The organism is Calderihabitans maritimus (assembly GCF_002207765.1).
Lineage (GTDB): Bacteria > Bacillota > KKC1 > Calderihabitantales > Calderihabitantaceae > Calderihabitans > Calderihabitans maritimus.
The window spans coordinates 1-8200 of sequence record NZ_BDGJ01000015.1 but is presented as its reverse complement, the minus strand read 5'-3'; the positions used below and the strand labels follow the sequence as shown (position 1 = coordinate 8200).

Below are 8200 nucleotides of genomic sequence, written 5' to 3'. Positions count from 1 at the left end.
CCCGCCTGCCCGGGTGGCTACCACCGGCCGGCGGGCCGCCATGGCCTCCAGAGTACCGATAGACTGGCCTTCACTGTAAGAGGGAACTACAAATACGTTCATCAGCGGAAGCAGTTGAGGAACGTCCCGGCGAAAGCCGGTGAAAACGGTACCGGGAATCAGATTGAGACGCCGGGCTTCTTCCTCCAGTTGGTTTCTCTGCGGACCGTCACCGACAATAACGAACTGGGCATCGGGAAAGTACAGGCGTATCCGGGCTGCCGCCTGCAGGAAGAGGGAAACTCCTTTAGCCGGTATCAGCCGGGCAACCACCCCGACCACGGGAGCCCTCAGGTTTAGCCCCAGTTCCTTTTTCATGCGGTGACAGTCAACCACCGGCTTAAAACGCCGCAGGTCGATGCCATTGTAGATAGTGGAAATTTTTTCGGGCGGTATCTTCTCCACAGCGGCTATCTCCCGCGCCAGCGCCCGGGACACCGCAATATGGTGGTCGGTGGTCCGGGCCAGTTGCCGCTGAATACGGGCAAAAATTTTCTTCTTCCACCAGGAAGCAGAGCCGTTATAAATAAAGTTGTGTACCGTAACCAGAGTTACCGGCGCCTGGGCCTGGCGGGCCGCCAGCCGTCCCACCAAGCCGGCCCGGGCACCGTGAGTGTGGACCACGTGAACCCGGTTCTGCTGTATTATTTGCCGGAGGTGGTGCATGGCATGCCAGTCGGTAAAGGGGTTGGTTTCTCCTTTCAACGTTACAGGAAACACGGTGGCTCCTGCGTTCCGCAATTCCCGGGTCATTTCTCCGTACTCGGGGCAGGCCACCATGAGGTTATATTTCCAGAAATCGCAGTTTCTAAGGAGAGAAAGCACATGTTCCTTCATCCCGCCTTCCGCCGGGCGAAGTACGTGCAACACGTTTATCCTGGCCACCTGGGATCTCCTTTCCCTGCCGCGTCTTTATTAGAGTGCGCCGATCGGCAAATTTTATGCTTCGGCAGGTGGTTCAGGAATCCCAAAACTAGCGTTTAAAAATAGTGCGGATAACCGTTTTGGTTCCCGACAGGGCCATGCCCCAGAAGTTGCGGTTGCGGCTCAGTATCTCGTCCAGAGCTTCCACCACCCGGTCTATTTCTTCCCGCGTCACCGTTAAGGGCGGTTCCAGGCGAATCACGTTGGGGTTGTTTAAAGTATAGGCGGTTATAATGCGGTGCCGGTTCATCAACTCTACCGCCACCAGGGCTCCCATGTATTCCTGGGACAGGCGGCCCAAGGCCCCGCCCGTCATGCGGTTCAGCAATCCCTGGTTGAGCTCCTCGAACTCCAACCCTACCAGCAACCCCCGGCCCCGCACATCTTTGATAACCGGGTGCTTTTCCTTCAGGTCCACAAGGCGGTCGAGCAGGTAGCGCCCCTGTTCCCGAGCATTCTGCGTCAGGTTTTCCTCCAGCAGGGCGTTTATGGCCGCAATAGCCGCCGCGCAGGCCCGGGTGTTGCCGCCGAAGGTAGAGGTATGAAGTGTGCTCTTTTCCATCCCCCCGTAGGCCCGGTCCCAAATCTCTTCCGTGGTAATGTAGGCGCCTATTGGCATAACCCCTCCTCCCAGGGACTTGGCTACGCACATGATGTCGGGGACCACGCCTTCCTCTTCGGCAGCAAAAAGGTAACCGGTACGACCAAAACCGGTTTGAATTTCATCCAGGACCAGCAGCGCCTCATACCGGCTGCAAAGTTCCCTAACCGCAGAGAGGTATCCCGGAGGCGGGACGATTATTCCCCCTTCACCCTGAATAGGCTCCAGGATGACCGCGGCCACATCGCCCGGCGAAAGGGCCCTTTCCAAGGCCTCCAGATCCCCAAAAGGTACTGCTGAGCAGCCGGGCAGTAGGGGGCGAAAATCTTTTTGGTATTTGGTACGGCCGGTCACCGACAGAGCTCCAAAAGTCTTGCCGTGGAAGGAACCTTCGGCATAGATGATTTTCTGCTTGCCTGTGGCAGCCCGAGCCAGCTTCAAAGCCCCTTCTACCGCTTCCGCCCCGCTGTTGCCGAAAAAGCTACGCTGAAGCTTGCCCGGAGTTATACGGGCCAGGTTATGGGCCAGCGCGGCAGTCAAATTCCCGAGAGAGGCCTGGAGCAGATTGGGGCGATCTTTGACTTTTTCCAGGGCTTCTACCACCGCCGGGTGGTTATGTCCCAGGTTCAGCGCCCCGTATCCTCCCAGAAAATCCAGGTACTCGTTTCCCTCCCGGTCCCACACGCGCACTCCTTCGGCCTTAACAAAACTCTTGTCGAAATCCAAGAGGCTCATCAGAGTGGCTAGGCCTGGATTCACATAATCCTTATAATAGGCCCGCACCGTCTTCCGATCGAGGTTGAGAGCCTCATCCAAGGAAATAAGGTCATATTTGTTTGCCATACCTTCTCCTCCCTTCATCAAGGGAATTCTTCTGCGGGGAAAAATTTCCTGCCTGCAGGCTATGAACTTGTTGTTTTAACGGGAATAAAATAGGGCAAAAGTCTCCGTCAGATATATGGAGGAGAACTGCTTTGAAGTGTCTACGCGCCGCAATTCGTCTCCTGCTTCAGGTTTTGGTGTTGGCGGCCCTGCTGGTGATAATAGCCATGTACCTGGTTTTGGCTTTAGTATTGCTTTTATACCTCAAAATTAGTCCTTCTCCGGGCTCAAACGGCTCTTCTTCTCGCCCCAAGGTCTGCATTCTCACTTCCGTCCATCCCTGGAATGATGGACGCATCACTTTTAAGGAAGCGGTATCGCTGGCCCGCAAGTACCGGGTTGAGCTTCATGCGCCGGCCGACTTCCGGAGGCGCAGGGTTGGTGGTGTGGACATATACGGTCTACCGCGCCTATCCCGGCGGTACCTGCGGCCGTTGAACTGGATAAGGCTGCTTTACCGCGCCCTGCAGTCTGACGCCGTGGCGTATCATCTTCACGACCCTGAACTGCTCCTGCCGGGTGTCATCTTAAAAATAGTGACCGGCAAAAAAATCGTATATGATATTCACGAGGACTACCCTTCGGTTACTCTCTACAAGGACTGGATACCCCGGATATTGCGGCCGCCGGCCGCTTCCCTTGCTGACTTTACCGAGAGGCAACTGGCCGGCTTTAGTGACGCTCTGGTCTTTGCAGCCCCGTTTATCAGGACCCGCTTTTCCTTCCTGCCTGTTCACCAGGAGGAAATTTTAAATTACCCCCGGCTTGAACAACCGGTAGCGCCACGGCCTGAGGCCAGGGAAGTAGCTGAGGACGGGGAATGCAGGCTTATTTATGCCGGTGTGATTCACCGCGTAAGAGGCGCCGTGGAGATGGTAAAAGCAGTAGCGATCCTGCAGCGGCAAAACCTGGGCTGCCGTCTCTACCTGGTAGGACCGGTACGGCCTGCGGGTTTCCGGCAGGAAATTGAACAATTGATAAAAGATTGCGGCCTGCAGGGACGGGTTATCCTGACCGGACGGGTTTCCCAAGAGGAAGTTTACCGCTACTATGCGAAAGCAGACGTTGCCCTAGCCCCCCTGCATCCCTGGGGTAACTACCGGGAAATGGCCGGGAACAAGTTCTACGAGTACATGTCTGCAGGCCTTCCGATGGTCGTCTCTCATTTTCCGGCCTGGGAAAATTTCGTCCGGGAACACGGGTGCGGCCTCACGGTTGACCCTCGTGATCCACACGACCTGGCGGAAAAAATCGCGTATCTCTGCCGGAACCCGGAACTGCGCAGAACCATGGGCGAAAAAGGCATGCAGGCCTGCCGTTTAAAGTATAACTGGGAGGTAGAAGAGGCAAAACTGTTTCGCTTGTACGAGAAATTAATGGGCTCTAGTGTTCGCCCTCGTTCCGAAAGTCTGCGCTAGCCCGGCAATCAGCCTAAGGAAACTCGTTGTCCGGGGATGTAGGCTCCGGCCCATTCAAGTCAAGAACCGTCCCGAACTTGAAACTTGAACCGAATTTGAAAAATCTAGTATGCACCAAAGAACATACATCTTCCGGGTAACGCGTCGCATCGCGACGGAAGTTCCTTAAAGCCGGGGCGGGAATTTTCCCGCTTCGGCTTTTATTGTCACCAAAAGTTGGTCTTCCCTTTGCTAACATTTACCACAAGGGACATGTCGAAAATTGTCGAAACATCTCGAACGTAAATGCAGATAGAGTAAAAATAAAGTTTTTTTCCAACGAGGAGGTCGGCAATGATGTTTAAGAAGAAGTGGATCGGCTTAATATTGGTATTGGTTATGGTGGTGGGACTGGTGCCGGGGCCTTCCGTTCAGGCCGCCGTTAGCGTCCAGGATTTACGCCAGTATTTTGACAGTGTGGATACGAAGAACAACGGGGACTGGTACAAAAACTATAACAACGAACATAATGACCTTGCTTACGGAGAAAGCTTTGTAATGCAGGCTTACCTGGCCATGTTTGAGGCCACCGGGGATACATACTACCTGGACAAGTTTGTAGACCATGCCAAGGGAGTTTTGGCCCAAAGGGACAGCGTCCGGGGAGTAACTGACCACCGCGGCCTGAGCCTGCCTGCCTGGAGCAGCTCCCATTATACCGACGACGGTTCCCGGGTAATCTACCCCATTCATACCGGGATGATCGCCCAGCCTCTGGCCAAGTTCGGCGCCATAGTCAACCACCGCCCGGAACTGGCTTCTTACCGGGATGAAGCTGCCGAATTCGTACAGGCCGCCAAAGACGCCCTGGCCGTTTTTGACGCCAACTGGTATGAAGATGATAAGATCGCCTACCTGAAGGGGTCCGGCGGGTACCATAAGCCCTTTAACATGACCCTGGCCCAGGGAGATGTGATGGTTAACATATACCGGGCTACTGGGGAAACCGCCTACCGGGATAAAGCAGCCAAAGTCGCCCGTTACTTCAGGGGTTACCTGCAACTGGACTCTTCTACCAATTCTTACCTGTGGAAGTATTCCATGAAATATTCCGTGTGGGAAGACCTTGGACATGCCATCCCGGACCTGAGCTTTGTCTACCATGCTTACCTGGCGGGAATTGAATTTAACGAAACCGATATGCAGCGTTTTGCCAATACCGTGGCCAAGAAACTCATCCGCCCCGACGGCACGATCGCCCGGCGGGTAGACGGGTCCGGCAATTACTCTCCGGAAAGCTACATCAGCCTCTTCCTGTGGTACGACCCGTGGGCGCCCGCCATTTTTGACGCTTCCGCCCAGAGGCTGTTAAACCGCCGCTATGTTAACGCCGCGGAACTCGAGGGCGTAGCCCTGCTGGCCCGGGCCCAGGCTATACGCGTAGGAACGTTCGGACAAGCAGTCGTCCCCCAACCTCAGCCCCAGCCTCAACCGGAACCGCAGCCACCGGCAGCAACAAAACCTGATGGTTCTTCAGGCCAGGAATTAATTGTGAACGGAACTTTTGATGCAGGACGAAGCGGTTGGCTGGGTAGCTACGGGAGTGTGGAAACAGATCCAGACGGCAACCGGTATGCAGTAAATGACAGGAATTTCGGATTTTCGCAAAAGGTGCAGGTGAAACCCGGTACGGACTACCGCCTGCAACTCGACATCCGCCGCGGGACGGCTTCGGACAAGGCTCAAATCCTGGTCATTTATTACGATGCCGCCGGAAACAAGCTGGATAACTACTCTTCTTTCACCTACCAGCCCCAGGGAAAAGACTGGGAAACGGTGAAAAACGTCCTATCCCTGCCGGGTAATGTGCATTTTGTACGGGTATATTTAATGGGAGGCAACGGGACCTTCCACTTCGATAACGTTTCCCTGCAGGAAGTGCTGCCGGGTAGCGAGACCGCCCATCAGGAACCCGGTCAGGATGCCGGGCAGCCGCAACAGCCCGAGCCTGATGTGCTGGCACCCTGGGTCGACCTGGTGTTGCCGGAGGAAGGGTCATACGTTGGCGGTACCGTCGGGCTCCGGGCATCGGCCAGGGACAATCAAGGTCTGGAACGGGTGTACTTCGCCTATACCACCGACCTTAACCGGCCCTGGGTCACCCTGGGTGACGGCAACCTGGTTGAAGGTACGGACCAGGATGGCTCCTGGGAGTTAGCCTGGCAGGCGGCGGAACTGCCCGAGGGCGAGCTTTACTTAAGAGCAGTCGCCCTGGACCAGGCCGGAAACGTGGAAATTTCATCACCGGTAACGGTTAAAGTAGATACTACCGCGCCAACGGTTGAATTGTTGAACCCTGTAACTCAGGAACTGGTAGCCGGAAATGAAATTAACATCCGCTACCGGCTTTCGGAAGCGGCGAAGGTAAACGTAACGGTGTATGACGAGGGTGGACAGGCTGTAGCCCACCTCCTGGAAGCTTTCCAGGAAGCAGGCGAGTACCAAATAGCCTGGGATGGGAAGGTGAACGGCACCATTATTCCCGGCAGCTACACCTACGCGATTGCGGCTCAAGACCCAGCCGGTAACCAGGGTAAAGCCGACGGGACAATTAAGGTAGTGGAGCCCAACCTGATTGTGAACGGGGACTTCAGCCATGACCGTACCGGTTGGGTCGGTTCTTACGGTACCATTGAGCAGGAGGCAGGCGGAAACAAATACCTGGCCAATTCGTACAACTTCGGTTTCTCCCAGTGGGTAAACGTGGAACCGGGTACCGAATATATACTCTCCGCCAAAATCCGCAAGGGAGACGCTACGAAACCGGCCAAAATACTGGTGCTTTTCTACAATGAAAGCGGGAAATCCGGCGCGAAAGCCTTCACCTACGAGCCGGCGGGCAACGACTGGGAGCAGGTAGAGTACACGATTTCGGTTCCCAACGATGTCATTAAGATAAGGATTTACCTCATGACCTCCGGCGGCAGCGGAAACCACCATTTCGACGACGTCAACCTGAAGCCGGTGAGGTAGGAGTAAAAACAAACGGGGGTTGAGCTCAATATGTCAACCCCCGTTTCCGTTGATCCCCGCAAGCCGGCGTAAAACTTTAGCCAACCCCTGCTTGTCCAACTTACCCGAAGCGACATCCATCATTGTAGCGTAGAGCACTCCTTCAGGATCCTCTAAACTCACCCCGTTCAGTTCCAAAAACACCAGTGCACAAACAAGAGCTGAACGTTTATTACCATCTACGAATGGATGGTTCTTGCAAATATGATAAGCATAAGCCGCCGCCATTTCGTAAATATCCGGGTGAAGAAACTGCCCATCAAAAGTCGCCTCTGGCATGGCAATTGCTGACTGCAGTAATTTTATATTGCGGATACCAAACTGACCACCATACCTTCTAATCTGATCCCAGTGAATCTCTATTACTTCAGCCAAGGTCAAAAACCGAATTGCCGCCATCATAGACCTCCGGTCATCTTACTCAGCTAGCCTTTTTAGTGTAGCGGCATGTTTCGCGTTCACCTTGTTCAAGGCCTGTTGAAATCTCTCTCCCCGATCATTATCACTCATTGGAGAAATAATCAGGTTCTTTCCGTCCGTGGTAATTTTCAGAGGTGTGTCCATCGTTATGTTCAACAGTTCCAATATAGCTTTGTCGATAATCAACGCCGCGCTGTTTCCATGCGCCGTCAGTTTCTTAATCATTTCCTCAACCTCCTGTTAATTTATTGTGTTTACATCGTATAACCATGACTGGCTAATTGTCAAGTCCGTTGTCCGTATCGCATCTGATTCCCTCGCGTGGTCCTGTACATGTAATAGGCGAAAGCCAGTACCAGGGGAGTAATGAGCTGGGTTAAGGTGAAAAAACCCAGTCCCCAGCGGGGATGGACGTATTTGAGCAGGAATAAGGCGTTTTCTCTAACCGGCTCTTCGAAGAGAGCCCGCAGTACCTGGTGGTATCCTATGAAGGACCAGAACTGGTAACCGGTAGGAACTTCTTTTCTTTGAAGGTACAGGAACCTGATTAGCAGGATGAGCCCTATTAAGGACCCGACAAGCTGGGCCGGCCACCTTCCAAACGTAAATTCCGTCACCCGTCCCAGGACTTCTTGATTGAAAATATTTCCTATGCGGACAATAATGTACCCGAAGGATAGCCCCAAGACGCTCCAGTCGGCTATAAGATTCGGATTAACCCCATTCTTGCGGGCATAAGTCCAGCCCGCCAAAAACCCTCCCAGCAGCGCTCCATGCCATGAAAGGCCTCCTTCCCAGATCTTCAGGACCTGGACCGGCTCGGTCACCAACCACTGCGGGTAATTGGCGAGGACAAATACCAGCC

The 8200-nt window shown here is 54.2% G+C and carries 7 protein-coding genes and 1 pseudogene; 3 read left to right on the top strand and 5 right to left on the bottom strand.

The window, feature by feature from the left end; translation table 11 throughout:
• Nucleotides 1-924, bottom strand: a 924-nt coding sequence (locus tag KKC1_RS02310; protein ID WP_088552893.1) for a glycosyltransferase, incomplete at its 3' end; no start/stop codon positions are given.
• An 88-nt stretch (nucleotides 925-1012) separates the two neighbouring features.
• The gene (locus KKC1_RS02305) at nucleotides 1013-2407 is read right to left on the bottom strand and encodes an aspartate aminotransferase family protein (RefSeq protein WP_088552892.1); all 1395 of its coding nucleotides are present in this window, start codon (nucleotides 2405-2407) and stop codon (nucleotides 1013-1015) included.
• Nucleotides 2408-2613: 206 nt separating this feature from the next.
• On the opposite strand from KKC1_RS02305, the pseudogene KKC1_RS17750 reads away from it, so the two are divergent.
• From KKC1_RS17750 to KKC1_RS02295, 3 genes and pseudogenes are all read left to right on the top strand, one after another.
• Nucleotides 2614-3183 (top strand): annotated as a pseudogene (locus tag KKC1_RS17750) (glycosyltransferase); the annotation flags it as partial.
• Nucleotides 3184-3288: 105 nt separating this feature from the next.
• On the top strand, nucleotides 3289-3864 hold the full coding sequence (locus KKC1_RS17745; RefSeq protein WP_428844922.1) for a glycosyltransferase family 4 protein: 576 nt from the start codon (nucleotides 3289-3291) through the stop codon (nucleotides 3862-3864).
• A 336-nt stretch (nucleotides 3865-4200) separates the two neighbouring features.
• Nucleotides 4201-6876, top strand: a complete 2676-nt coding sequence (locus KKC1_RS02295) for a carbohydrate binding domain-containing protein (RefSeq protein WP_192868038.1) — start codon at nucleotides 4201-4203, stop codon at nucleotides 6874-6876.
• Nucleotides 6877-6909: 33 nt separating this feature from the next.
• Here KKC1_RS02295 and KKC1_RS02290 read toward each other — a convergent pair whose 3' ends face one another.
• The 3 genes from KKC1_RS02290 to KKC1_RS02280 all read right to left on the bottom strand — a co-directional run.
• Nucleotides 6910-7314 (bottom strand): type II toxin-antitoxin system death-on-curing family toxin, encoded by a 405-nt coding sequence (locus KKC1_RS02290; RefSeq protein ID WP_192868037.1) that lies wholly within the window; start codon nucleotides 7312-7314, stop codon nucleotides 6910-6912.
• Between the two features lie 18 nt (nucleotides 7315-7332).
• Nucleotides 7333-7560, bottom strand: a complete 228-nt coding sequence (locus KKC1_RS02285; RefSeq protein ID WP_088552889.1) for an AbrB/MazE/SpoVT family DNA-binding domain-containing protein — start codon at nucleotides 7558-7560, stop codon at nucleotides 7333-7335.
• A gap of 59 nt (nucleotides 7561-7619) precedes the next feature.
• Nucleotides 7620-8200 (bottom strand): prolipoprotein diacylglyceryl transferase (locus tag KKC1_RS02280; RefSeq protein ID WP_143288658.1); only part of this gene is annotated, 581 nt, incomplete at its 5' end.

Excerpts from the sequence above, each read along its gene's own strand:
- KKC1_RS02305 (WP_088552892.1), bottom strand. The coding sequence starts at position 2,407 with ATGGCAAACAAATATGACCTTATTTCCTTGGATGAGGCTCTCAACCTC.
- KKC1_RS02295 (WP_192868038.1), top strand. The coding sequence starts at position 4,201 with ATGTTTAAGAAGAAGTGGATCGGCTTAATATTGGTATTGGTTATGGTG.
- KKC1_RS02290 (WP_192868037.1), bottom strand. The coding sequence starts at position 7,314 with ATGGCGGCAATTCGGTTTTTGACCTTGGCTGAAGTAATAGAGATTCAC.
- KKC1_RS02285 (WP_088552889.1), bottom strand. The coding sequence starts at position 7,560 with ATGATTAAGAAACTGACGGCGCATGGAAACAGCGCGGCGTTGATTATC.